This window comes from Pseudomonas sp. NPDC087598 (genome assembly GCF_044743525.1).
Classification (GTDB): Bacteria; Pseudomonadota; Gammaproteobacteria; order Pseudomonadales; family Pseudomonadaceae; genus Aquipseudomonas.
In genome coordinates this window covers 37,126-59,060 of record NZ_JBIUWQ010000039.1, presented here as the reverse complement: position 1 = coordinate 59,060, position 21,935 = coordinate 37,126, and the positions used below count along the sequence as shown (strand labels likewise).

The 21,935-nt window shown below is 59.6% G+C and carries 27 protein-coding genes; 18 read left to right on the top strand and 9 right to left on the bottom strand.

The genetic code is table 11. The features are described from left to right. Window positions 1–54 precede the first annotated feature (54 nt). The 10 genes from ACIOWE_RS20255 (at window position 55) to ACIOWE_RS20210 (ending at window position 8,848) form a co-directional block, all read left to right on the top strand. The gene (locus ACIOWE_RS20255) at window positions 55–1,176 is read left to right on the top strand and encodes a Re/Si-specific NAD(P)(+) transhydrogenase subunit alpha (protein WP_122604768.1); all 1,122 of its coding nucleotides are present in this window, start codon (window positions 55–57) and stop codon (window positions 1,174–1,176) included. A gap of 15 nt (window positions 1,177–1,191) precedes the next feature. Next, window positions 1,192–1,512 (top strand): NAD(P) transhydrogenase subunit alpha, encoded by a 321-nt coding sequence (locus tag ACIOWE_RS20250; protein ID WP_003187417.1) that lies wholly within the window; start codon window positions 1,192–1,194, stop codon window positions 1,510–1,512. Beyond that, complete coding sequence (locus ACIOWE_RS20245; RefSeq protein ID WP_401395010.1) at window positions 1,512–2,945, top strand: NAD(P)(+) transhydrogenase (Re/Si-specific) subunit beta; 1,434 nt, start codon at window positions 1,512–1,514, stop codon at window positions 2,943–2,945. The genes ACIOWE_RS20250 and ACIOWE_RS20245 overlap by 1 nt, the downstream gene beginning before the upstream one ends. A gap of 214 nt (window positions 2,946–3,159) precedes the next feature. After that, window positions 3,160–4,653, top strand: coding sequence for an acetyl-CoA hydrolase/transferase family protein (locus ACIOWE_RS20240; protein ID WP_108224849.1), 1,494 nt, complete (start codon window positions 3,160–3,162; stop codon window positions 4,651–4,653). 321 nt (window positions 4,654–4,974) lie between these two features. Continuing rightward, window positions 4,975–5,190, top strand: coding sequence for a DUF1127 domain-containing protein (locus ACIOWE_RS20235; protein ID WP_103306481.1), 216 nt, complete (start codon window positions 4,975–4,977; stop codon window positions 5,188–5,190). Between the two features lie 258 nt (window positions 5,191–5,448). Beyond that, the gene (locus tag ACIOWE_RS20230) at window positions 5,449–5,658 is read left to right on the top strand and encodes a DUF1127 domain-containing protein (RefSeq protein WP_401395005.1); all 210 of its coding nucleotides are present in this window, start codon (window positions 5,449–5,451) and stop codon (window positions 5,656–5,658) included. Window positions 5,659–5,792: 134 nt separating this feature from the next. Then, on the top strand, window positions 5,793–6,110 hold the full coding sequence (locus ACIOWE_RS20225) for a DUF2388 domain-containing protein (protein WP_007911658.1): 318 nt from the start codon (window positions 5,793–5,795) through the stop codon (window positions 6,108–6,110). Window positions 6,111–6,217: 107 nt separating this feature from the next. After that, a complete protein-coding gene (locus ACIOWE_RS20220; protein WP_401395002.1) occupies window positions 6,218–6,526 on the top strand; it encodes a DUF2388 domain-containing protein in 309 nt (102 codons plus the stop codon). Between the two features lie 43 nt (window positions 6,527–6,569). Continuing rightward, window positions 6,570–6,890, top strand: coding sequence for a DUF2388 domain-containing protein (locus ACIOWE_RS20215; RefSeq protein ID WP_034152281.1), 321 nt, complete (start codon window positions 6,570–6,572; stop codon window positions 6,888–6,890). Further along, the gene (locus ACIOWE_RS20210) at window positions 6,887–8,848 is read left to right on the top strand and encodes a DUF4105 domain-containing protein (RefSeq protein WP_401394999.1); all 1,962 of its coding nucleotides are present in this window, start codon (window positions 6,887–6,889) and stop codon (window positions 8,846–8,848) included. The genes ACIOWE_RS20215 and ACIOWE_RS20210 overlap by 4 nt, the downstream gene beginning before the upstream one ends. Before the next feature lie 187 nt (window positions 8,849–9,035). Here the strand turns inward: ACIOWE_RS20210 and ACIOWE_RS20205 are convergent, their stop codons facing one another. From ACIOWE_RS20205 to trpB, 3 genes are all read right to left on the bottom strand, one after another. After that, window positions 9,036–9,491 (bottom strand): anti-virulence regulator CigR family protein, encoded by a 456-nt coding sequence (locus tag ACIOWE_RS20205; protein ID WP_401394996.1) that lies wholly within the window; start codon window positions 9,489–9,491, stop codon window positions 9,036–9,038. A 122-nt stretch (window positions 9,492–9,613) separates the two neighbouring features. Continuing rightward, entirely contained in the window at window positions 9,614–10,426 is an 813-nt protein-coding gene (trpA, locus tag ACIOWE_RS20200) for a tryptophan synthase subunit alpha (RefSeq protein WP_401394993.1), read from the bottom strand. Next, window positions 10,426–11,658, bottom strand: a complete 1,233-nt coding sequence (trpB, locus tag ACIOWE_RS20195) for a tryptophan synthase subunit beta (RefSeq protein WP_401394990.1) — start codon at window positions 11,656–11,658, stop codon at window positions 10,426–10,428. The genes trpA and trpB overlap by 1 nt, the downstream gene beginning before the upstream one ends. A 114-nt stretch (window positions 11,659–11,772) precedes the next feature. On the opposite strand from trpB, the gene ACIOWE_RS20190 reads away from it, so the two are divergent. Then, window positions 11,773–12,690, top strand: coding sequence for a LysR family transcriptional regulator (locus tag ACIOWE_RS20190; protein ID WP_401394986.1), 918 nt, complete (start codon window positions 11,773–11,775; stop codon window positions 12,688–12,690). Here ACIOWE_RS20190 and ACIOWE_RS20185 read toward each other — a convergent pair. Further along, window positions 12,663–12,989, bottom strand: coding sequence for a YqjD family protein (locus ACIOWE_RS20185; protein WP_007911686.1), 327 nt, complete (start codon window positions 12,987–12,989; stop codon window positions 12,663–12,665). The two genes, ACIOWE_RS20190 and ACIOWE_RS20185, sit on opposite strands and share 28 nt — an antisense overlap. A gap of 157 nt (window positions 12,990–13,146) precedes the next feature. On the opposite strand from ACIOWE_RS20185, the gene ACIOWE_RS20180 reads away from it, so the two are divergent. Together ACIOWE_RS20180 and ACIOWE_RS20175 are read left to right on the top strand one after the other, a co-directional pair. Next, window positions 13,147–13,362, top strand: a complete 216-nt coding sequence (locus ACIOWE_RS20180; RefSeq protein WP_201236105.1) for a dodecin — start codon at window positions 13,147–13,149, stop codon at window positions 13,360–13,362. A 128-nt stretch (window positions 13,363–13,490) separates the two neighbouring features. Beyond that, window positions 13,491–13,712: a DUF1161 domain-containing protein gene (locus ACIOWE_RS20175; protein WP_401394982.1), complete on the top strand. Its 222-nt coding sequence runs from the start codon at window positions 13,491–13,493 to the stop codon at window positions 13,710–13,712. A gap of 168 nt (window positions 13,713–13,880) precedes the next feature. Here the strand turns inward: ACIOWE_RS20175 and ACIOWE_RS20170 are convergent, their stop codons facing one another. After that, complete coding sequence (locus ACIOWE_RS20170) at window positions 13,881–14,882, bottom strand: LLM class flavin-dependent oxidoreductase (protein WP_007962819.1); 1,002 nt, start codon at window positions 14,880–14,882, stop codon at window positions 13,881–13,883. Window positions 14,883–15,123: 241 nt separating this feature from the next. Between ACIOWE_RS20170 and ACIOWE_RS20165 the strand changes: the two genes are divergently transcribed. Together ACIOWE_RS20165 and ACIOWE_RS20160 are read left to right on the top strand one after the other, a co-directional pair. Beyond that, complete coding sequence (locus ACIOWE_RS20165) at window positions 15,124–15,555, top strand: OsmC family protein (RefSeq protein ID WP_401394979.1); 432 nt, start codon at window positions 15,124–15,126, stop codon at window positions 15,553–15,555. 259 nt (window positions 15,556–15,814) lie between these two features. Next, window positions 15,815–16,054, top strand: a complete 240-nt coding sequence (locus ACIOWE_RS20160; protein ID WP_401394976.1) for a DUF1161 domain-containing protein — start codon at window positions 15,815–15,817, stop codon at window positions 16,052–16,054. Between the two features lie 6 nt (window positions 16,055–16,060). Here ACIOWE_RS20160 and ACIOWE_RS20155 read toward each other — a convergent pair whose 3' ends face one another. After that, complete coding sequence (locus ACIOWE_RS20155; RefSeq protein WP_201236110.1) at window positions 16,061–16,480, bottom strand: hypothetical protein; 420 nt, start codon at window positions 16,478–16,480, stop codon at window positions 16,061–16,063. Window positions 16,481–16,520: 40 nt separating this feature from the next. Continuing rightward, window positions 16,521–16,943 (bottom strand): hypothetical protein, encoded by a 423-nt coding sequence (locus tag ACIOWE_RS20150; protein ID WP_201236111.1) that lies wholly within the window; start codon window positions 16,941–16,943, stop codon window positions 16,521–16,523. Between the two features lie 59 nt (window positions 16,944–17,002). Here ACIOWE_RS20150 and ACIOWE_RS20145 point away from each other — a divergent pair, with 59 nt between their 5' ends. Continuing rightward, on the top strand, window positions 17,003–18,094 hold the full coding sequence (locus ACIOWE_RS20145; RefSeq protein WP_401394972.1) for an aminopeptidase: 1,092 nt from the start codon (window positions 17,003–17,005) through the stop codon (window positions 18,092–18,094). A 100-nt stretch (window positions 18,095–18,194) separates the two neighbouring features. Here ACIOWE_RS20145 and ACIOWE_RS20140 read toward each other — a convergent pair whose 3' ends face one another. After that, entirely contained in the window at window positions 18,195–18,845 is a 651-nt protein-coding gene (locus ACIOWE_RS20140) for an HAD family hydrolase (protein ID WP_401394969.1), read from the bottom strand. Between the two features lie 28 nt (window positions 18,846–18,873). Continuing rightward, a complete protein-coding gene (locus tag ACIOWE_RS20135) occupies window positions 18,874–19,419 on the bottom strand; it encodes a gamma carbonic anhydrase family protein (protein ID WP_401394966.1) in 546 nt (181 codons plus the stop codon). A gap of 88 nt (window positions 19,420–19,507) precedes the next feature. Here ACIOWE_RS20135 and prlC point away from each other — a divergent pair, with 88 nt between their 5' ends. Together prlC and ACIOWE_RS20125 are read left to right on the top strand one after the other, a co-directional pair. After that, window positions 19,508–21,559, top strand: a complete 2,052-nt coding sequence (gene prlC, locus ACIOWE_RS20130; RefSeq protein WP_401394963.1) for an oligopeptidase A — start codon at window positions 19,508–19,510, stop codon at window positions 21,557–21,559. Continuing rightward, on the top strand, window positions 21,556–21,846 hold the full coding sequence (locus ACIOWE_RS20125; protein WP_401394960.1) for a YheV family putative zinc ribbon protein: 291 nt from the start codon (window positions 21,556–21,558) through the stop codon (window positions 21,844–21,846). Before prlC ends, ACIOWE_RS20125 begins: the two co-directional genes overlap by 4 nt. The last annotated feature ends 89 nt before the right edge of the window (window positions 21,847–21,935 follow it).

Here is a 21,935-nt window from a genome sequence, read left to right as displayed (position 1 = left end):
CGCACCATCCGTCGTGCATGGGTTTACTCAATAAGATCACGCAGGAGATTTGACGTGCACATTGGTGTTCCTCTCGAGACCCAGACCGGTGAAACACGGGTTGCTGCAACCCCGGAAACCATTAAAAAGCTGATCAGCCAAGGCCATAAGGTCACTGTGCAAACTGGCGCCGGCGTTAAAGCCAGTGTCGTCGACAGTGCCTATGAAGCGGCAGGCGCAACCATTGGCAGTGCCAATGACGCGTTTGGCGCCGAGCTGATTCTCAAAGTGGTCGCCCCGAGCGATGCCGAGCTGACGCTGATCAAGCGCGGCACGGTGCTGGTTGGCATGCTCAACCCGTTCAATAATGAAACCATCGCCAAAATGGCCGAGTGCGGGATTACTGCATTCGCTCTGGAAGCGGCGCCGCGCACCTCGCGGGCGCAGAGCCTTGATGTGTTGTCGTCGCAAGCGAACATTGCCGGTTATAAGGCTGTGTTGCTTGCCGCTCACCACTATCCACGCTTCATGCCGATGCTGATGACCGCTGCGGGCACCGTGAAAGCGGCGCGCGTGCTGATTCTTGGCGCGGGTGTGGCCGGGTTGCAGGCGATTGCAACAGCGAAACGTCTGGGTGCGGTGATTGAAGCGTCCGACGTACGTCCGGCCGTGAAGGAACAGATCGAATCCCTCGGTGCGAAGTTTGTCGACGTGCCTTACGAGACCGATGAAGAGCGCGAATGCGCCGTTGGTGTCGGCGGTTACGCGCGGCCGATGCCGGCGAGCTGGATGCAGCGTCAGGCTCAGGCCGTGCACGAGCGCGCCAAACAGGCTGACATCGTCATCACCACCGCACTGATTCCGGGTCGCAAGGCACCAACGTTGCTGAGCGCGGACACCGTGGCGCAAATGAAGCCGGGTTCAGTGGTCATCGACCTCGCTGCGGCTCAGGGCGGCAACTGCCCGCTGACCGTCGCTGATCAAGTCGTCGTCGAAAACGGCGTGACCATTTGCGGCCCGACCAACCTGGCCGGTGAAGTCGCTGCAGACGCTTCGGCGCTGTACGCACGCAACCTGCTGGACTTCCTCAAGCTGGTCTTCACCAAAGAAGGCCAGTTCGACGTCAACCTCGAAGACGACATCGTCGCCGCGTGCCTGATGTGCCGCGACGGCCAAGTCATCCGCAAAAACGCCTAAGCAGGGATTCAGACGATGGAAGAGCTTATCTCCCCCGGTATCTACAACCTGATCATCTTCGTGCTGGCGATTTATGTCGGTTATCACGTGGTCTGGAACGTCACACCTGCGCTGCACACGCCATTGATGGCGGTGACCAACGCCATCTCGGCAATCGTGATCGTCGGCGCCATGCTCGCGGCTGCGCTGACCGTTACACCGCTGGGCAAAACCATGGGTACCCTCGCCGTGGCGCTGGCTGCGGTCAACGTGTTCGGCGGCTTCTTGGTGACTCGCCGCATGCTTGAGATGTTCAAGAAGAAAGCCCCGAAAGTAAAAGAAGAGGCGCCGAAGTAATGAGCATGAATCTCGTCACGACGCTCTACCTGATCGCGTCGATCTGCTTTATCCAGGCCCTCAAGGGCCTGTCGCACCCGACCACGTCGCGGCGCGGCAACCTGTTCGGCATGCTCGGCATGGCGTTGGCCATCCTCACCACCGTCGGCCTCATCTATAAGCTCGGCGCTGAGCTGACAACCGCCGGTATCGGTTATGTGATCGTCGGTCTGCTGATCGGCGGCACCGCCGGTTCGATCATGGCCAAGCGCGTTGAAATGACCAAGATGCCGGAACTGGTCGCGTTCATGCACAGCATGATCGGCCTCGCGGCAGTGTTCATTGCCATTGCTGCTGTGGTTGAGCCGCAATCGCTGGGCATCGTCAAGCAGCTGGGCGACTCGATCCCGACGGGCAACCGACTGGAGCTGTTCCTCGGTGCTGCGATCGGTGCGATCACCTTCTCCGGTTCGGTGATTGCATTCGGCAAGCTGTCGGGCAAGTACAAGTTCCGTCTGTTCCAGGGCGCACCAGTACAGTTCGCCGGTCAGCACAAGCTGAACGCAGTGCTGGGCCTGGCGACACTGGCACTCGGCCTGACCTTCATGTTCACCGGCAACCTCACCGCGTTCGCGCTGATGCTGGCGCTGGCATTCGTCATGGGCGTGCTGATCATCATCCCGATCGGCGGTGCCGACATGCCAGTCGTGGTGTCGATGCTCAACAGCTATTCGGGCTGGGCGGCGGCGGGTATCGGCTTCTCGCTGAACAACTCGATGCTGATCATTGCCGGTTCGCTGGTGGGTTCGAGCGGTGCGATCCTCTCGTACATCATGTGCAAGGCGATGAACCGTTCCTTCTTTAATGTATTGCTCGGTGGTTTTGGCAACACGGCGGATGCTGGCCCTGCCGGCGCGAAAGAGGCCCGTCCGGTGAAATCCGGTTCGGCTGACGACGCGACCTTCCTGCTGACCAACGCCGACACCGTGATCATCGTCCCGGGTTACGGCCTGGCAGTAGCACGTGCGCAGCATGCATTGAAAGAGCTGACCGAGAAGCTGACCCACCGTGGGGTGACCGTGAAGTATGCGATTCACCCGGTAGCGGGTCGTATGCCAGGGCACATGAACGTCCTGCTCGCCGAGGCCGAAGTGCCTTACGACCAGGTGTTCGAGATGGAAGACATCAACTCCGAGTTCGGCCAGGCCGACGTGGTGCTGGTGCTTGGCGCGAACGACGTGGTCAACCCGGCCGCGAAGAACGATCCGAAATCGCCGATTGCCGGTATGCCGATTCTCGAAGCGTTCAAGGCCAAGACCATCATCGTCAACAAGCGCTCGATGGCCAGCGGCTATGCCGGTCTGGACAACGAACTGTTCTACCTGGACAAGACCATGATGGTCTTCGGTGACGCGAAGAAAGTCATCGAAGACATGGTCAAAGCGGTAGAGTAACTCCCCGCTGCAATACCGAACGCCCCGACTTGTCGGGGCGTTTTTGTTTGCGCAAACAGTCGGACAATATGCCGCGTTGTTGCAGATCCAGTAACGGTGTTTTACTTGAAACCCGCTAAATAGACGCCTCGTTTGCGACCTTGGTAGCGGGACAGGCGCCCGTCAAATTCACTAGACTGCGCATCCTGCTACTCGCTTCCCGAGATAATAATCCATGTACCGTGACCGTATTCGCCTGCCTTCGTTGTTGGACAAAGTGATGAGCGCCGCCGACGCAGCCGCTCTGATTGAGGACGGCATGACCGTCGGCATGAGCGGTTTCACCCGCGCCGGCGAAGCCAAAGCCGTCCCTCACGCACTGGCCGAGCGGGCCAAGGTCACGCCGCTGAAGATCAGCCTGATGACCGGCGCCAGCCTGGGCAACGACCTCGACAAGCAACTGACCGAAGCCGGCGTGCTGTCGCGCCGCATGCCGTTCCAGGTCGACAGCACCTTGCGCAAGGCGATCAACGCCGGCGAAGTGATGTTCATCGACCAGCACTTGTCGGAAACCGTCGAGCAACTGCGCAACCAGCAACTGAAGCTGCCGGACATCGCCGTCATTGAAGCGGTAGCCATTACCGAACAGGGCCACATCGTGCCGACCACCTCGGTAGGCAACTCGGCAAGCTTCGCGATTTTCGCCAAACAGGTCATCGTCGAGATCAACCTGGCGCACAACGCCAACCTCGAAGGCCTGCATGACATCTATATCCCGACGTATCGTCCGACCCGCACGCCGATCCCGCTGGTTAAGGTTGACGACCGCATCGGCAGCACAGCGATTCCGATTCCGCCGGAAAAGATCGTTGCCATCGTCATCACCCAGCAGTCGGATTCGCCGTCCACGGTGTCGACACCGGATGTCGACACCAACGCCATCGCCGAACACCTGATCACCTTCTTCAAGCAGGAAGTCGACGCCGGGCGCATGACCAACAAGCTCGGCCCCCTGCAGGCCGGGATCGGCAACATCGCCAACGCGGTAATGTGCGGCCTGATCGATTCGCCATTCGAAGACCTGACCATGTACTCCGAAGTGCTGCAGGACTCGACCTTCGACCTGATTGACGCCGGCAAGCTGAGTTTTGCTTCGGGCAGCTCGATCACGCTGTCGGAACGCCGCAACAGCGACGTGTTCGGCAATCTGGAGAAGTACAAGGACAAACTGGTGCTGCGTCCGCAGGAAATCTCCAATCACCCGGAAGTGGTGCGCCGCCTGGGCATCATCGGTATCAACACAGCGCTGGAATTCGACATCTACGGCAACGTCAACTCCACCCACGTCTGCGGCACGCGGATGATGAATGGTATCGGTGGTTCCGGCGACTTCGCCCGTAACGCGCACCTGGCAGTGTTCGTGACCAAGTCGATCGCCAAGGGTGGCGCGATTTCCAGCGTGGTGCCGATGGTCAGCCACGTTGACCACACCGAGCATGACGTCGACATTCTGGTGACCGAGGTGGGACTGGCCGATCTGCGCGGCCTGGCGCCACGCGAACGTGCCCGAGTGATCATCGACAACTGTGTGCACCCGGACTTCCGCCAGGCGCTGAACGATTACTTCACAGCGGCCTGTGCAATCGGTGGTCACACCCCGCACATCCTGCGCGAAGCCTTGAGCTGGCACATGAATCTGGAAGAAACCGGACGCATGCTCGCGGTGTAATTCGCACAGATAAACCGCTGACGCAAACACAGTTTTCGTCAGCGGTCTTTGAAAAACCCTCCTTCCGACAAAAACTGTACTGCTGTACCGGTCTTTTCCTACAGCAATTACCTACCTTTCCGTCCGATTAGAGCAAAAATGCACTACTTAGGTGCGGACAGGTACAGTTTGCTCAATTTTGACCCGTACACCCCCTATAAACAGTTAACTGGTCACTCACAATACAGTTGAACTGTATCTAGAGAGACTGGCCAAACGAGAGGATCATGGGCACCAGTCAAACCACTACCTGATCCCGCCACAAGCGGAAGGATGTCAACCATGGAACGTACACTCAGTTCCGAGCTGTTTTTCGAAGACAAAGCTGTAAAATCCCAGGCTTCCCTGCCTCTGCGCGTTATCGCCAACCTGATGTTGTGGCAGCGCCGCATCTCCAGCCGCCACCAACTGGCCCGTCTGGATTCGCGTCTGCTGGCTGACGCCGGTATCAGCGAAGCACAACGCTACGAAGAGCTGAGCAAGCCGTTCTGGCGCTAAGCAGCGTCGCTGGCTCTGGTCGTTAGACCCACCGCCAGCAACCCGAATTGAACAAACGAAACCCGTCGTGGGAAACCACGACGGGTTTTGTCGTTTTGAGTTGAGGAAAACTACCAGTACAGGCGAGTGAACGACACACAGGTACAGTTTTACGAAAACTATATCTGAACCAGTACAATTTCACGCTGGTGTATCTGCCCCGCAATCTATTCCACGCTCAACATGACCTTCCGCCTTCTCTGGCTCAAGGAATACGTCATGAATGACTTACAGGATGTTTCAGCAATTCCATTCCAACCCGCTCGCCGGCCCAACGCGATCCGACGCTTGCTCCGCAGACTCTGGCAGGGCCTGGAGCGCGCCAGAACACGGCGTCTGCTGGCCCGACTCAACGGTCGGGATCTGGCCGACCTCGGCCTCAGCCATGCCGATCGGCTGAATGAAATGGAGAAACCATTCTGGCGCTAGCATTCTGCCCACTGTGCGAACCGCAGCCGCAGGCCTAATATCCACGCAGAACGTGGCGAATGATGCGCAACTGGCGTCTGACTCCTCAGATACCGAGCCACCTCTCAATACGGTTTATCCACAGGAGTTACATCATGTCCCGTCTTCGTCTGCTCAGCGCTGCCGCCCTGCTGGCCGTGGCTGCCAATGCCAGCGCCACCAGCTTCATCGTCACCACCGACGCCGTTGTCGGCGCCCTGAAGTCATCGTCCGACGCCACTTCCGATGTCACTTCGTCCTTTCGCGACGACAAGATCGTACTCGCCGCCCGTGACGACGCCGCCAGCTTCGTCGCCAGCGAAGGCGAGATCCGTGGGGTGAAACTGGAAAGCGCGCTGGACCACATTCGCCATCAGGCCCCACAGCTGCAAGCCACCGACGCTCAATTGGCTCAGGCCATTCTGACGATCTGAACGATCGCAGCACCGCGGGACACGCCGGGCGTGTCCCGATGTTTCGGCGCTGGCTCTAGCCCGGGCATTGCGCTAGCCTTTGGACTCGCTAACCGTTAACGAGTCTTATGCGTTTTCTTCAAAAACTGCTTGTCCCTTCCGTACTGTTAACTGCTTGCTGGACGACGTCGGCCAGCGCCTTTGATGTCTCCACGCAGAACACCGTGGTGAGCGTTTGGGCCACCGGCATGGTGTCTTCAGCGCCGTTCGACCGTAAACTGCTGCTCGCCGCTCACGATGACGCGGCTGTGTTTGTTGCCAGTGACGGTGAGATGCGAGGCGCCCGCCTGGAATCCGCGCTGCATTACCTGCGCAAAACCCGGCCGAAACTTCATGTCAGCGACCTTGAACTGGCACAGGCAATTCTCGTCCAATAGCTAACCCAGTCCCTGATTAACCTTGTCCCTCCGGAGTCGTTCCATGCGTAGCCCGCTGATTGCTGCCGCCCTTGGCCTGTTTTTGTTGGCCGACGTGGCCCAGGCGCACACCCTGGTAGCCACCAGTAACATCATCGTCCGTGCCTCCCAGCGCACCATCGATTTCACTTCCGACACGACTACGTCGATCCGCGACTCGAAAATCATCCGCGAAGCCCACGACGACGCCGCCAGTTTCGTCGCCAGCAACGGTGATATCCGTGGTGCACACCTGGAAGCCGCGCTCAACACCCTGCGCACTCGCGTGCCGGAAGCGCGCGATGCCAGTGATCAGGTGCTCGCCGAAGCCATCCTCGCACTGTGAAGTCACTCGGCGCCTGGCTGCTGGCCGGGGCGTTGTTGCTGCTTGGCAACAGCGCCCACGCCGGCCTGCAATTGCGGCTCAAGACCGACGGTCTGACGCCCGCCCAACAACAGGCCAGCCAGGCGCTGATCGATGAGGCAATGCAAAAACTGCCGCCGAGCTTCATCGAGCGGCTGGACCGGCGCATCGACGTTGGCTGGACCGACGACATGCCCGCCAATGCTTATGGCCAGGCCACGCTGGTCGCTGAGCTCGATCTGAACCGCAAACTGCTCGCCAGCCTCACTGACGGCAGTGCGGCCAAGGAAAAAACCAATCGCCCCCACGGCACAGTGCGTCAGGAACTGCTCGCCACGGTGCTGCATGAAATCACCCACATTTATGATCGCGCGCGCCTCTGGCCGAGTGCCGAACGCACGTTGATCCAGCGTTGCACCCGACGCTTCAACAGTGCCGGGCTGATCGGCATTCCCGATGAGTGCCGTGGCCAGAACGCTCGGCGCTTCACCCTCAGCGATGATCCGCGTCTGCTCGACCTCGCTGGTTGGCAGCAATACGTCGGCCGTCGCGGCGAGCGCGAGCAGCACAACCGGCAGATCGCTCGCAGCCCCGATCTGTACGAAATCTCCAGCCCCAAGGAATTCGTCGCGGTCAACATGGAGTATTTCCTCCTCGACCCGAGTTACGCCTGCCGCCGCCCGGCGCTTTACCGCTATTACCAGGATCACTTCGGCTGGGCACCGCCGGCCAAAGACACCTGCGCCAAGACCTTCGCCTTCCTCAATGCCGGCAACGATTTCGCCAAGCAACCCTTGGGGCAAGTCGATCCGGAACGTGTCTACGCCGTTGACTACCTGCTGGCCGAAGCCAATCAGAACTGGGTCAGTCGCTGGGGCCACAGCATGCTTCGTCTGGTGATCTGCGCGCCGGGACGGCCGCGTGGCCCTGATTGCCGGCTCGATCTGGATCAGCATCTGGTGCTGTCGTATCGCGCCTTCGTTGGCGATGTGCAGCTCTCAAGCTGGGACGGGCTGGTCGGCAAGTACCCGTCGCGGTTGTTCGTCTTGCCACTGGCGCAAGTGATCGACGAATACACCAAGACCGAACTGCGCAGCCTCGCCTCCGTGCCACTGAACCTGTCACGCAGCGAGATTGAGGGCGTGGTTGAACACGCCGCCGAAATGCACTGGAGCTACGACGGCAACTACTTCTTCCTGTCCAATAACTGCGCGGTGGAAGGCCTGAAATTGTTGCGCAGCGGCAGCGACAATACACAGTTCGTCGGCCTCGACAGCATCATGCCTAACGGCTTGCTGGAAGTGATGAAGGGCCGCGGTCTGGCCGATACCAGCGTGCTGGACGACCCGAAAGAGGCGCTGCGTCTGGGTTACCGCTTCGACTCGTTCCGCGATCGTTATCAGGCAATGTTCGATGTGTTGAAGAAGCAATTGCCAATCAAACAGAACACCGTTGAGGAATGGCTTTCGCTGACCGCTGAAGAACGCCGTGAGTGGTTCGAGCGCGCCGACCTGCGCACCAGCGCCGCGTTGCTGCTGCTGGAACAGGCGAGCTATCGCCGCCAGTTGTTGCTGGCGCAGGATGAGGTCAAACAGCGTTACCTCGGTGCGCGCGAACTGGAAAACGGCGGGATGGACAAGGCCAACGCGACCCTGCAGGAAATCCTCGCCAACAGCGGCTTCCTCAGTCGTCCGGCAGAACTGCTGGACTCCAAGGGCTACGGATTGCCGCAGCCGAGCGAGTTCAGCCGATTGGAAGCGGAAAGCAGCCAGCGTCAGAAGAAGCTGCTGGCTCTGTCCGGTGATTTGGACGCTGAGGTGCGTAAGTTGCTGGAGCCTAAGCGCGCAGCGGAGATTGCGGCCAGCGAGGAGAATGTTAAGCAGATTGGCGCGCACCTGCGCAAATTGCACAAAGCCTCTGGTGGACTGGAACTGCCCTGACCCTGAATTTAACCCCCACACCTTTGTGGTGAGGGGATTTATCCCCGACCGGCTGCGCAGCAGTCGCAATCCAAAACGACCACGGTATGCCTGATCATCTGTGTTTGCCGGATTCGGGGCTGCTTCGCAGCCCATCGGGGATAAATCCCCTCACCACAGTTGATGGACTGCCAGTTAGATCAGACGATCAGTACAAAACCCCATCGAGAATTTCGTAAACGATCCCGGTACCCACTGCGATCAGCACGATGTCGCTCCCGGTCCGACGCCATTCATAGCCCGGATACACCGGCAAACGTCCCAACGCCCGACCATCCAGACGCTCACCGTAATACCCGTGCGGCAGCGGCCGGCCGCGCTCCAGATGGATCCCCGGCGGTGGCGGTGCGCCGCGTACAAAGTAGCCGTGGTTGTCACGGATGGTCTGGCGCACCGGGCCGAAGTCGTGCGGTGGCGGACCACCACGGTGATCATTCGGCGGGCCACGGTGATCATCGCGATGGTCATCACCGCGGTTATCGTAATGGCCCTGCTGCGGGCCGCCGTGGTCGTGATCATCGCGCTGATCGGCGCTGGCCAGCAGCGGTGTCGCGCTGATCATCAGCACGCCCAGTCCGGCAATCAGACGTTTCGGCATTTTCATCGGGTCTTTCCTCACGGCACAAACAGCAAAAAGGGATTCAGAACGTGGTTCTGAATCCCTCGGTCTTGCTCATTTAGTCTGTGCCGTGAGGCGCTAATTCCTCTGTATCAGGAACTTTACCTTCAACTGACGCGGGCCTTACGCACGCCTTCGGACAATGCCGAGCAAAGGCTCAGTACGCCGTCGATAGCCTGATCCGGCGTGGTCGCGTTGGCGATGTGATCAATCAACGCCGAACCCACGACAACACCGTCGGCCAGACGCGCGATGGCTGCAGCCTGCTCCGGCGTACGGATACCGAAACCGATGCTGATCGGCAGATCGGTGTGACGACGCAGACGGGTGACCGCTTCCTCAACGTGTTCCAGTGTTGCAGCACCGGCACCGGTCACACCGGCCACCGACACGTAGTAAACGAAACCGGAGCTGCCGTTGAGCACTTTTGGCAGACGTGCGTCGTCGGTGGTCGGCGTGGTCAGGCGGATGAAGTCCAGACCGGCAGCCTGGGCCGGGTCGCAAAGCTCGGCGTTGTGCTCAGGTGGCATGTCGACCACGATCAGACCGTCGACGCCGGCCTCTTTCGCATCGGCGATGAAACGCGGCACGCCGTACATATGGATCGGGTTGAAATAGCCCATCAGCACCAGCGGCGTGTCGCTGTTGTCTTCACGGAATTCGCGAACCATTTGCAGGGTTTTCAACAGATTCTGCTTGGCGCCCAGCGCACGAATGTTCGCCAGTTGAATCGCCGGGCCATCGGCCATCGGGTCGGTGAACGGCATGCCCAGCTCGATCACGTCGGCACCGGCCTTCGGCAAGCCTTTGAGGATCGCCAGCGAAGTGTCGTAATCCGGATCACCGGCGGTGACGAAAGTCACCAGCGCCGCGCGGTTCTGTTCTTTGAGTTCGGCAAAACGGGTTTGCAGGCGGCTCATCAGTGTTTCTCCTGCTGCGATTGTTCCATGTGATGCATGACGGTCTGCATGTCTTTGTCGCCACGACCGGACAGGTTGACCACCATCAGGTGATCTTTCGGCAGCGTCGGTGCGCGTTTGAATACTTCAGCCAGGGCATGAGCGCTTTCCAGAGCAGGAATGATCCCTTCCAGACGGCAGCATTTGTGGAACGCATCGAGGGCTTCGTCGTCGGTCACCGAGGTGTATTGAACGCGGCCGATGTCATGCAACCACGCGTGTTCCGGGCCGATGCCCGGATAGTCGAGGCCGGCAGAGATCGAGTGGGCGTCGATGATCTGGCCGTCGTCGTCCTGCAGCAGGAAAGTGCGGTTACCGTGCAGCACACCGGGAACGCCGCCGTTGAGGCTGGCGGCGTGCTTGCCGGTTTCGATGCCGTAGCCGGCCGCTTCAACACCGATGATCTCGACACTCTTGTCGTCGAGGAACGGGTGGAACAGGCCCATGGCGTTGGAGCCGCCACCGATGCACGCCACCAGACTGTCCGGCAGACGACCTTCCTGTGCTTGCAATTGGTCACGGGTTTCCTTGCCGATCACGGCCTGGAAGTCGCGAACCATCGCAGGATAAGGATGCGGGCCGGCTACGGTGCCAATCAGATAGAAGGTGTTGTCGACATTGGTCACCCAGTCACGCAACGCTTCGTTCATCGCGTCTTTCAGCGTGCCGGTACCGGCAACCACCGGAATCACCTCGGCCCCCAGCAGCTTCATGCGGAATACGTTGGCCTGCTGACGTTCGATGTCAGTGGTGCCCATGTAGATCACGCAATCCAGACCAAAACGTGCGGCCACGGTGGCAGTCGCCACACCGTGCATGCCGGCGCCGGTCTCGGCGATGATGCGTTTCTTGCCCATGCGCCGCGCCAGCAGGATCTGGCCGATGCAGTTGTTGATCTTGTGCGCTCCGGTGTGGTTCAGCTCTTCGCGCTTGAGGTAGATCTTGGCGCCACCGCAGAACTCGGTCAGACGCTCGGCGAAATACAGCGGGCTCGGACGTCCGACATAGTCGCGCTGGAAGTAGGCCAATTCCTCTTTGAATGCCGGATCTTCCTTGGCCGCTTCGTATTCGCGGGCCAGATCGAGGATCAACGGCATCAAGGTTTCAGCGACGTAGCGGCCACCGAACGCGCCGAACAGGCCGTTATCGTCCGGGCCGTTACGCAGATTGGAAGTGTTCGAAGTCTGGGTCATGAGTCGCTCCAGGTGAATTCGGGTCAAGAGACAATGACGCCCACTCTACCCCTGACCTTCTATGCTGAAAACCGATAAGATCGCCGCAACCTGTCAGGAAAACTCACAGATACCATGAGCCACGACCTTCCCCCGCTGAACGCTTTGCGCGCCTTCGAAGCCACCGCCCGGCTAAACAGCGTCAGTCAAGCGGCCGAACAGCTGCACGTCACCCATGGCGCGGTCAGTCGGCAGCTCAAGGTGCTGGAAGAACACCTTGGCGTCAGCCTGTTCATCAAGGATGGACGCGGCCTGAAACTCACAGATGCCGGCGTACGCCTGCGCGATGCCAGTGGTGAGGCATTTGATCGGTTACGCAGTGTCTGTGCCGAATTGACTAAAGACACAGCCGACGCACCGTTCGTGCTCGGTTGTTCTGGAAGCTTGCTGGCACGTTGGTTTATTCCACGCCTGGGACGGCTGAATGCCGATCTGCCGGACTTGCGTTTGCACCTGTCGGCCGGGGAAGGCGATCTCGATCCTCGGCGCCCGGGGCTGGATGCCTTGCTGCTGTTCGCCGAGCCGCCATGGCCAGCGGACATGCAGGTTTATGAACTGGCTGCAGAACGCATCGGCCCGGTGATGAGTCCGCTGTTCAGCGGCTATCAACGCCTGCAAACCGCGCCCGCCTCGGCGCTGCTCAATGAGCCGTTGCTGCACACCACCTCGCGCCCACAAGCCTGGCCGAGCTGGGCACAGCAAAACCACCTCGACGCGAAAGCGTTGAAGTTGGGTCAAGGTTTCGAACATTTGTATTATTTGCTGGAAGCGGCAGTGGCCGGTCTTGGCGTGGCCATCGCGCCGGAGCCGCTGGTGACTGAAGATTTGAAGGCCGGTCGCCTGGTTGCGCCGTGGGGCTTCTGTGAAACCCCGGCGCAACTGGCGCTGTGGCTACCCAAGCGCGCCGCCGACGGACGCGCCCGGCAACTGGCGCAATGGCTCAAGAACGAGCTGCGCCAGACGGATCACTCGCCGCGCTTGAACAGCAAATAAGCCGCGAGCAGACCGATCGCGCCCACCGCAACACCGGCGGTGGTCCACGGATGTTCCTGCGCGTAATCACGGGTGGCGATGCCGGTCTCGCGAGTTTTCACTTTGACTTCTTCATAGGCATCGCTGAGCAGATGGCGCGAATGTTTCAGCGCACTCTCGGCATTGCTTTTCAGCGCCTTGAGAGTCTTGCGCGACTCGTCCGAAGCGTCGTCCTTCAAGCTTTCCAACGATTTGAGCAGACTCTCGATCTCGGCTTCCATGCTTTGCAACGAGGCTTTACGTAAAGAGGTGTTGGCCATGGTGGCTCTCCTGCATTGGTGATGAGTGGCGTGTGTTGTTTGGGACTTCAGCGGTTTCAGAAAGTGCAGAAAATCTGAACTTCGCCTGCGCGCAGCCGCCGAAATCAACAGTGCAGATTCACTGCTAGTCTCAATTCCACACGCCAAGGAGATCGCCATGAGTGACCATCACACGTACAAGAAAGTCGAGCTGGTCGGTTCGTCGACCAGCAGCATCGAAGACGCCATCAACAACGCGCTGGCCGAAGCGAACAAGAGCATCAAACATCTTGAGTGGTTTGAAGTGATCGATACCCGTGGCCACATCAAGGACGGCAAGGCTGCGCACTTTCAGGTGACGCTGAAAGTCGGCTTCCGCATTGCCAGCAGCTGAGTTTGGTCTACGCTTCTGAACTTGCGCGCTGGCCGAGTGCCATAGGAATGGCAAAGCGCTACAGGGTGAGCGCATCGGGTGGATGACCCGATGCCCGCCTCTTTTAATCCGACCAGGGAGTGCGACCGATGAAGAAGTTCATATTGGCAGTAGGTTTGTTGAGCCTTGCGGGTGGTGCGTTTGCTGCCGGCAAGCCTTGTGAAGAGTTGAAAGCCGAGATTGCGGCGAAACTGGATGCCAAGCGCGTTTCCGGGTATTCGCTGGAGATTGTGGATAAGGGCGCTGCGGCCGGCGGCAAAGTCGTTGGCAAGTGCGAAGCCGGTTCCAAGGTTATCGTCTACAAGAAGTAGGCTGAGTTCGCCTGAAATACAAAAGCCGACGCAAACGCGTCGGCTTTTTTGTGAACGATACATTCCCCCTGTAGGAGTGAGCCTGCTCGCGATGGCGCCTTCACAGTCACTGAATTGTTGACTGTTACGCCGCCATCGCGAGCAGGCTCACTCCTACAGGGGTTGGCGTTATCCCTTCATGACCTGCGCCAGCAACTCGTAGGAATGCACGCGATCAGCATGCTCGTACAGGTCACAGGTAAAGATCAGCTCATCGGCCTGAGTCTGCTCGACCAGCACTTCCAGCTTCGCGCGGATCTTCTGCGGGCTGCCGACCATCGCCAGACCGAGGAAGTCGCCCACCGCTTCACGCTCGTGGGGCAGCCACAGGCCGTCCATGGTTTTCACCGGCGGACGTTGCACCAGACTTTGCCCACGCATCAACGCGAGAATTCGCTGGTACACCGACGTCGCCAAATAATCGGCTTGCTCGTCGGTATCAGCCGCCACCAAAGGCACCCCGAGCATCACATACGGCTTGTCGAGCACTGCCGACGGTTTGAAGTGGTTGCGATAGACACGAATCGCCTCGTGCATGAAGCGCGGGGCGAAATGCGAGGCAAAGGCGTAAGGCAAGCCACGTTCGCCGGCCAGTTGCGCACTGAACAGGCTCGAGCCAAGCAGCCAGATCGGCACATTGGTGCCAGTGCCCGGCATCGCGATAACGCGTTGGTCCGGAGTGCGCGGGCCGAGGAAACGCACCAGTTCGGCGACATCTTCGGGGAAATCATCGGCACTGCCGGAACGCTCACGGCGCAAGGCGCGGGCGGTCATCTGATCCGAGCCAGGGGCACGCCCCAGACCAAGATCGATACGGCCCGGGTACAGGCTTTCAAGGGTGCCGAACTGTTCGGCGATCACCAGCGGCGCGTGGTTGGGCAGCATGACACCGCCCGAGCCAACGCGAATGGTCGAAGTGCCGCCCGCCAGATAACCGAGCAGCACCGACGTCGCGGAGCTGGCGATGCCGTCCATGTTGTGGTGTTCAGCGACCCAGAACCGCGTGTAACCGAATTTCTCGACATGCTGCGCCAGATCCAGCGAGTTGCGCAGCGACTGCGCCGGGCTGCCGTTCTCGCGCACGGGCACCAGATCAAGGGTAGAAAACTTTACGTCGGACAGTTGCTTCATAAACCTGCTTCTCCGAGTGAGGAGGCAGGTTTTTCTTGCGAACGAAAACCTGCCGAATCCATTAGCGTGTTTTGTGCAATGAGGGCATATACCCGAGTTTCAATAGCAGTGATGAAATTTCCTACTAAAAAAGTCAACGATTCAGATGAGCTGAACTTTGTCGCGGCGTCTATCCTCAGAAGCCTTGCAAGCAAAAACCACGTCGGCGCGGCGTTCCGCGTCAGATATCGAGGAGGCAGACATGGCTATCGTGAAGAAAGCATCCGCACATTGGGAAGGTGATCTGAAAAGCGGCATCGGCTCGATTTCCACCGAGACCGGTGTCCTCAGCGAAGCGCCCTACGGCTTCAAGGCCCGTTTCGAGGGTGGCAAGGGCACCAACCCGGAAGAACTGATCGGCGCAGCGCACGCAGGCTGTTTCTCCATGGCGTTTTCGATGATTCTCGGCGATGCGGGTCTCAACGCCGACAGCATCGACACCAATGCGGAGGTCACCCTCGACCAGGTCGACGGTGGGTTCGCGATCACAGCGGTGAAGCTGATTCTCAAGGCGAAAATCCCGGGGGCCACGCAGGCTCAGTTTGACGAGTTGAGCAAAAAGGCCAAGGAAGGATGCCCGGTGTCCAAGGTGCTGAACGCCAAGATCAGCCTTGAGGCAACGCTGGTCAGCTGATTCGGTGTTGACCAGACTGATGCTATCGCGAGCAGGCTCACTCCTACAGTTGATCTCCAGCGGGCACAATTACTGTGAACAACCGAGATCCTCTGTAGGAGTGAGCCTGCTCGCGAAAGCCATCTGCAGATAACCCAAGGTTTGAAAGCTTCAGCACAAGTTGTGAGCGAAGTCAGAACTCGTTTTGTGGAAATATGGTCGAATAAGTGACAGCAGCTTCAGCGCACGCCCGTGCGCGCTGCCTCAAGGAGCTTCAATCATGAAACGTATTGGCTTGGCGATTCTCTGCAGTGCACTGGCCACTTCGGTTCTTGCCGCCCCCAAAGACTGCGAAGAACTCAGGAAAGAGATTGAGGTCAAGATTCAGGCGAATGCCGTGCCGTCTTACACACTGGAAATTGTCAGCAAGGAAGAAGCGGACAAACACGACGTGGCCATGGTCGTCGGCACCTGCGACAACGGCACCAAAGCGATCATCTATCAGAAAAACGGTGTCTGAGTCGCCTCAGATAATGCAGTTATAGTCGTGATCCTCGGCGACGATTTCGCGCTTGGCGTTGTAAAGCCGGGCACTCGGGGTGAATGCCAGCGAACGCCCTTCCAGCACATAACGTTGCCCGGCCTCGAAATGGTCGTAGCGGATGTACAAGTAGCACAGACGCTCGACTGGGCCGTTCATCAAGCTGCCGCCACCGCCAAACACTTCGAAGTCAAACCGCACGCGTAATTCGTGACTGCCGGGAGTGACTTGAAAGTAGCGCCCGTCGTTCAGTCGTTGGTTGTCGAGGCGTTCGGCCATCAACACTTTGCCGCCGGGTGTCGGCGTCGAAAAATCGACCCAGGCCATCTGCGGATTGACCGGCGGCAGCGGTGTCTGGCAACCGGTCACAACACTGACAACGAGCAGCAACAGCAACTTGCGCATGATGAATATCCATAGGTCCGAATACTCAGCATAGCGCCGATCAGGTGCGCTGACAGCCTGCTGGCGTGCCCTGGCCTACCACGTTGCGCTGCTCGTCATAGAGCTTGGCCCAAGGCCGGAAGCCAATACTGCCGGCCTGCAACTGGTAACGCTGGCCCGCATTGAAGTCCTTGAATTTCACACTCAACTGGCAATCGCGCCACAGCGGTTCAGCGTCGGGGCCGATGTTGGTGGCCTCCACCGGAAATTGATAACGCACCTTCAGCTCATGGCTGCCAGGTTGCACTTCAAAATAGCGTTTGTCGGCGGTCGCCTTGGTATCGACCTGCAGCGCTTGCAGCGCCGTGTCCTGTTGCCGGGCGTTCAAATCAATCCACGCTTGCGAAGGGTCAGGATCGGGCATTCCGAATCCGGCACAACCGGCCAGCGTCAGCAGGCCTCCTGTCAGCATCAACATGCGCATAGCGGTGCTCCTTTAGGCGGGATAGTCTTGCGGGCAGACTTTCCGGGGGATTTCTTATTTTGATCAGGCCGCTTCCAAGCCATGGGTTACTTGATCGCGTTTTTCGGATTTTGTTTCCGGGTGTGATGCTTTTGCTGCTCAACGGTTGTTCCAGCGTCAGCTATTACAGCCAGTTGGCCAGTGGTCAGTGGCAGTTGTTGCGGGCGCGGGAGCCCGTGACCAAGGTGATCGCCGATCCGGCCCGCGATGCAAAACTGCGTACGCATCTGGCCCAGTCGCAAAAGTCCCGTGCGTTTGCCAGCGAGCATCTGCACCTGCCGGATAACCAGAGTTATCGCCTGTACGCCGACATCGGCCGGCCATTTGTGGTGTGGAATGTGTTCGCCACGGCGGAGTTTTCCCTGAGCCCGCAAAACCATTGTTTCCCGATTGCCGGATGCGTGGCCTATCGCGGCTACTACAGCCAGAGCGCGGCACGCGGTGAAGCGGCGATTCAGCGGCTGCAAGGCATGGACGTGTCGATTGGCGGCGTCGAGGCCTATTCGACGCTTGGCTGGTTCAACGATCCGATTCTCAATTCGATGATGGGCTGGGGCGATGAGCGACTGGCCACGCTGATCTTTCATGAGCTGGCCCATCAGCGTTTTTATGTAAAGGACGACACCGAGTTCAACGAATCCTTTGCCACATTTGTCGAGCAGGAAGGTACGCGGCAGTGGCGGGCGTTTCGCGGATTGCCGGCAGATAACGATTCAAAGCTCAAGCAGCGCGATCAATTCATCGAGTTGGTGCTCGACACACGTTCACGACTGGAAACGTTGTATGCGCAGCCGTTGCCCGTGGAACAGATGCGCGAGCGCAAGGCAGCGGCCTTCGAGCAGTTCCGCCGGGACTATCGGCTGATGCGGGACAGTCAGTGGGCCGGAGACAAGCGTTATGACGCCTGGGTGAATGCGCCGCTGAACAATGCACGGTTGTTGCCGTTTGGACTGTATGACCAGTGGGTGCCGGCGTTTGCGGCGTTGTTCAGGCAGGTTGGCGGGGATTGGCTGCGGTTTTATGCCGAGGTGGAGAGGTTGGGGGAGTTGCCGGTGATTGAGCGTAAAGCTGCGCTGGCAGCTTTGGCAGATTCCAAGACCTTCAGTGGCTGAACTGGCCTCATCGCTGGCAAGCCAGCTCCCACATTGTTCGAGGTGAGCCTGAGCACACCGCTCACCTGTGGGAGCTGGCTTGCCAGCGATAGCGTAGTGATCAGCGCTGCAAAAACGCCTGATGCAACTCGGCCAGCGTTTCGAAGTGATAAGCCGGCGACTCGGCATTCAACTCTTCAAAACTGCCAAATCCATAACCCACCGCCGCCGCATCCAGTCCGTTACTGCGCGCCCCGATCAGGTCATGCTTGCGATCGCCGATCATCAAAGTAGTGGCGGGATCCAGTCCTTCCTCCTTCACCAGATGCGCAATCAACTCAACCTTGTTGGTCCGCGTGCCATCCAGTTCACTGCCGTAGATCACCTTGAAGTGCTTGGCAAAATCGAAGTGTCGGGCAATCTCACGAGCGAACACCCAGGGTTTGGACGTCGCGATATACAGCTGCCGCCCTTGGCCGCTGAGGGTTTCCAGCAACGGCGTGACGCCTTCGAACACACGGTTCTCGTACAGCCCCGTGACCTTGAAGCGCTCACGATAGAAATTCACCGCTTCCCAGGCTTTGGCTTCATCAAACCCGTAAAACTGCATGAACGCCTGCAACAACGGCGGGCCGATAAAGTGCTCGAGTTTGGTCAGGTCCGGCTCGTCGATGCCCAGTTTGCCGAGGGCGAACTGGATGGAACGGGTGATGCCCTCACGCGGGTCGGTCAGGGTGCCATCGAGGTCGAACAGTACGGTCTGGTAATGCATGAGAAATCCTGAGCTGGTGTAAGTCGATTCAGATCTGGTCGTAGCCTTCGGCCAGATGCAGATCCTTGAGCTTCCCGTAGTTCGCCGCGCTGTAGGTGAAGAAGGCGTTTTCCTTGTCGGTCAGCGGGCGGACCTGCTTTACCGGGCTGCCGACATACAGGAAACCGCTTTGCAGGCGCTTGCCCGGCGGCACCAGGCTGCCGGCGCCGATGATCACGTCATCCTCGACCACTGCGCCGTCCATGACGATGCTGCCCATGCCGATCAATACACGGCTGCCGACGGTGCAGCCATGCAGCATGACTTTGTGGGCAATGGTCACGTCATCGCCGATCAGCAGCGGGAAGCCATCCGGGTTGAACGGGCCGGCATGAGTGATGTGCAACACGCAGCCATCCTGCACGCTGGTGCGCGCGCCGATACGGATGCGGTGCATGTCACCACGGATCACGGTGAGCGGCCAGACGGAGCTGTCATCGCCGATTTCGACGTCGCCGATCACCACCGCCGAAGCGTCGACAAATGCGCCTTTGCTCAGGCGAGGGGTGTGATTCTGGTACTTGCGAAGGGACACGATAATTTCTCTCTCTGTCGCCGATAGCTGCGGTGAATGCCGATTGTAATTAAGATGGGGCAATGTTTCCCCAGCCAAGGTGCCAACCGTGAGCGTGAACAACCCTCTTCTGCAGTCCTACGACCTGCCGCCGTTCTCCACGATCCGTGCCGAACACGTCCTGCCAGCCATCGAAACCATCCTGGCCGACAACCGCGCCGCCATTGCCGAAATCCTCAAGACCCAAGTCCAGAACCCAACCTGGGCCGGTCTGGTGTTGGCGATGGACGAACTCAATGACCGCCTCGGTGCTGCCTGGAGCCCGGTCAGCCACCTCAACGCCGTGTGCAACAGCGCCGAACTGCGCGAAGCCTACGAGTCGTGCCTGCCCGCCCTGAGCGCCTACTCCACCGAGATGGGCCAGAACCGCGAGCTGTTCCAGGCCTATGAAGCGCTGGCCAACAGCCCGGAAGCAGCCGGTTTCGATGTGGCGCAAAAGACTATTCTGGAACACGCCCTGCGTGATTTCCGCCTGTCGGGTATCGACCTGCCGGAAGCCGAACAGAAGCGCTACGCCGAAGTGCAAAGCAAACTGTCCGAGCTGGGCAGCCGCTTCTCCAACCAGCTGCTCGACGCCACTCAGGCGTGGACCAAGCACGTCAGCGACGAAGCCGCCCTCGCCGGCCTGACCGATTCGGCCAAGGCGCAAATGGCCGCCGCCGCACAGGCCAAGGGCCTCGACGGCTGGCTGATCACTCTGGAATTCCCGAGTTACTACGCGGTGATGACCTACGCGCAAGACCGTGCGCTGCGCGAAGAAGTCTACGCCGCCTACTGCACCCGCGCCTCGGATCAAGGCCAGAATGCTGGCCAGAACGACAACGGCCCGGTGATGGAAGAAATCCTCGACCTGCGTCAGGAACTGGCCAGGCTGCTGGGTTTTGCCAGTTTCTCCGAACTGAGCCTGGCGACCAAAATGGCCGAGTCCAGCGATCAGGTGCTGAGTTTCCTGCGTGATCTGGCCAAGCGCAGCAAGCCGTTCGCCGCGCAGGACTTGCAACAGCTGCGCGCTTACGCCGCCGAGCAGGGCTGCGCCGATCTGCAAAGCTGGGACAGCGGTTTCTACGGTGAGAAGTTGCGTGAACAACGCTACAGCGTCGCCCAGGAAACCCTGCGCGCCTACTTCCCGATCGACAGGGTTCTGGGTGGTCTGTTCGCCATTGTTCAACGTCTGTACGGCATCGAAATCGCCGAACAGAAAGGCTTCGACACCTGGCACCCGGATGTCCGCCTGTTCGAGATCAAGGAAAACGGCCAGCACGTCGGTCGCTTCTTCTTCGACTTGTATGCCCGCGCCAACAAGCGTGGCGGTGCATGGATGGACGGCGCCCGCGACCGTCGCCGCACCATTGACGGCGTGCTGCAAAGCCCTGTCGCCAACCTGGTGTGCAACTTCACCCCGGCCGACAGCGGCAAGCCTGCGCTGCTGACCCATGATGAAGTGACCACCCTGTTCCACGAATTCGGGCATGGCCTGCATCACCTGCTGACCCGCGTTGAGCATGCCGGCGTGTCCGGCATCAACGGCGTGGCGTGGGATGCCGTCGAGCTGCCGAGCCAGTTCATGGAAAACTGGTGCTGGGAGCCGGAAGGCCTCGCGCTGATTTCCGGTCACTACGAAAGCGGCGAACCACTGCCGCAGGACCTGCTGGAAAAAATGCTCGCGGCGAAGAACTTCCAGTCCGGCCTGATGATGGTGCGTCAGCTGGAGTTCTCGCTGTTCGACTTCGAACTGCACGCCACCCACGGCGACGGCCGCAGTGTGCTGCGAGTGCTCGAAGGCGTGCGTGACGAGGTGTCGGTGATGCGTCCGCCGGCCTACAACCGCTTCCCGAACAGCTTCGCGCACATCTTCGCCGGCGGTTACGCGGCGGGTTACTACAGCTACAAATGGGCTGAAGTATTGTCGGCCGATGCCTTCTCGAAGTTCGAAGAAGACGGCGTGCTCAACGCTGAAACCGGTCGCGCGTTCCGCGAAGCGATTCTGGCGCGTGGCGGTTCGCTGGCGCCGATGGTGCTGTTCGTCGACTTCCGTGGCCGTGAGCCGTCGATTGACGCACTGTTGCGCCACAGCGGCCTGAGTGAGGACGCAGCAGCATGAGTGAGGGGCCTGTGATTACCAAGAAGCGCTTTATCGCCGGGGCGGTCTGCCCGGCGTGCAGCGAGCCGGACAAACTGATGATGTGGAACGAGGACAGCGTCCCGCATCGCGAATGCGTGGCGTGCGGTTACTCCGACACACTCAATGAGCAAGGCCTGTCGGTACCCAAAGAGCTGGGCACGCGGGTCAACACCAGCGCGCTCAAGCCGCCGGCGGACAAGACAGTCCAGGCGGTGCAGTTCTTCCCCAATCCGAAGCTTGCAAAAAAGCCTGACGAGCAACACTGAGTCGCAACCACCTTCCACCGTTTGCCGGTGGAAGGTGGTAACTATCTACCGCCCTTCTCCTGCGCTTCCTGCCTAGGCTGGCCTTTTTC